The sequence below is a fragment of the Streptomyces sp. NPDC059456 genome (assembly GCF_042750055.1).
Lineage (GTDB): Bacteria > Actinomycetota > Actinomycetes > Streptomycetales > Streptomycetaceae > Streptomyces.
In genome coordinates this window covers 1-1,984 of sequence record NZ_JBHYVA010001022.1, presented here as the reverse complement: position 1 = coordinate 1,984, position 1,984 = coordinate 1, and the positions used below count along the sequence as shown (strand labels likewise).

Genomic DNA, 1,984 nt, shown 5'->3' with positions numbered 1-1,984 from the left:
GGGGGGGGGGGCCCCCCCGGGGGGGCGGGGCCCCCCGGGGCCGGGGCGTGCCGGCGGGCGGCCCCGCCCGCCCCGCCCGCCACCCCCCCCAGCGGCTCGGGGCCGAAACCGTGGTACGTGCCGTGCAGGGCCACCAGATCTCCGTCGGCGATCACCCGGGCCCCCTCGTAACGGAAACCCTCCGGCAGCCCGGAGACCAGCCGGCGCAAGGCCTCGGGGCCGTCGGCGGCCAGGGCGCTGTGCTGGCGGTAGTCGGCGGCGACCCAGCGGTCCACCGCACTCGGGTCCTGCCGGCCGAACAGCTCGCCGGCGGCGGACAGGACGGTGCTCTTGGCGTTGCTCATGGTGGATCGGCTCCTTGCGGGGTCAGGTCTCGGGCGGAGGCTCAGGGAATGGCCGTCTTCGGACGCCGGTCGAGTGAGGCCGTCAGGGCCGCGGCAGTGCCGGCCGCGCCCCGTCCGGCATCCGCTTGCGCCTCCGCCAGTGTCTGCTCTTGCTGCTTTGCGACATCGTCTGGATGCCGGACGAGCTGACCTCTCCAACTTAGGGGTGCTGAACAGGCGGAATCGGATAGTGTGGCGACTTGTTATGGTCAAAAAGCGACACGATGTCGATCGTGACATCTCGGAGATCTCCTTCGCCGCACCCGTTGGCACCCCGGCAGGCGTCGAGGTGCTGCCCCTCACGGACCTCGTCCGGCGGGTTCGCGTCCAGCGGCTTACCGCTCCTCAGCGGCCGGACTTCCACCACCTGATCACCCTCACCGGCGGAACCCTGTCGCACACGGTCGACTTCACCGCCTACGCCCTCGACACCGGCTCGTGGCTCTGGGTGCGCCCCGGTCAGGTCCAGCAGTGGGGCGACCTCACCCACGCCGAAGGCACCCTGATCCTGTTCCGACCGGACTTCCTCGACCCGGCCACCACCCAAGGCGCCCGCCTGGAAGACCCGCACGCCCCGATCCTGCGCCGTCCCCTGCCGGACGACGTCCCGGCCCTGAGGCTGGCCACCGACCACCTCACCACCGAGTTCCACGCACTCGGACGCCTGCCCCTGGAGATCCACACGGCGGCCCTGCGCCACCTGCTGGCCGTCCTCGTCCTGCGCCTTGCTCACCTCACCGCACCCGCCGGCAGTCCCGCACCCGAGCCCGACCCCACCTACCTGCGCTTCCGTGAAGCCGTGGAGAAGGACTTCACCCGCACCCGCCGCGTCGAGGACTACGCCGAGGCGCTCGGCTACTCGGCCCGCACCCTCTCCCGCGCCACCCTCGCCACCGCCGGCCTCGGCGCCAAGGAGTTCATCGACCGTCGCGTCGTCCTCGAAGCCAAGCGGCTCCTGGCCCACAGCGACCGGACGGCCGCCCGCATCGCCGACCACCTCGGCTTCTCCAGCGCGACCCACTTCAGCAAGTACTTCCACCAGCGCACCGGACAGACCCCGATCGCCTTCCGCGACACGGTCCGCGGACACTCCGGGAAATGAAGCCCGGCAGCCGTCGGCCGAAGCGTTCGCGTCGCCGCCGACCGGACGCGGAGGGGGCTACGGCCGGATGGGGCGCGCTTCTCGTCCAGTGAGTCGAGCCAGCGCGTTTCGGCGGTGATCGCGCGCCGACGGGGTCATCGAAGCAGGGTGGAGATTTTTCCGGTTCTGCCACGCTCACGGGCCGCGTGCGAAATCGTCGGAGGCAGAGCTGGCGCCGATCCGGTCCGCGACCGTGTGGAGGAGCGTACGGACAGCGATGAGACGTGGACGTCGGACGAGTACGGAACGTCGCACGAGGGCCGCGGCGGGGTGCTCCTGGCCGACGGCACGGCACCCGAGCCCGTCTACTTCGATTCGAGCTCCTCAGGCTCTGGCTGGCAGGTACGGCACTGGAGCGTCTACGACGGCGAAGGCCCCTGCACACCCTGTCCCAAAGCGGCCGCCCTGCGCGCCGAGTGCTCTTGCGGATGGACCGGTGAACCCCGCCCCGTCGACTGGG

Annotated in this window: 2 protein-coding genes and 1 pseudogene; 2 read left to right on the top strand and 1 reads right to left on the bottom strand. The window is 71.7% G+C overall.

The window, feature by feature from the left end; genetic code table 11:
* On the bottom strand, positions 1–344 hold a 344-nt coding region (locus tag ACFXA3_RS41745; protein WP_385196606.1), incomplete at its 3' end, for a nuclear transport factor 2 family protein.
* 244 nt (positions 345–588) lie between these two features.
* Here ACFXA3_RS41745 and ACFXA3_RS41740 point away from each other — a divergent pair.
* Together ACFXA3_RS41740 and ACFXA3_RS41735 are read left to right on the top strand one after the other, a co-directional pair.
* Positions 589–1,485, top strand: coding sequence for a helix-turn-helix transcriptional regulator (locus tag ACFXA3_RS41740; protein ID WP_385196603.1), 897 nt, complete (start codon positions 589–591; stop codon positions 1,483–1,485).
* Between the two features lie 234 nt (positions 1,486–1,719).
* Positions 1,720–1,984, top strand: a pseudogene (locus ACFXA3_RS41735) (hypothetical protein); the annotation flags it as partial.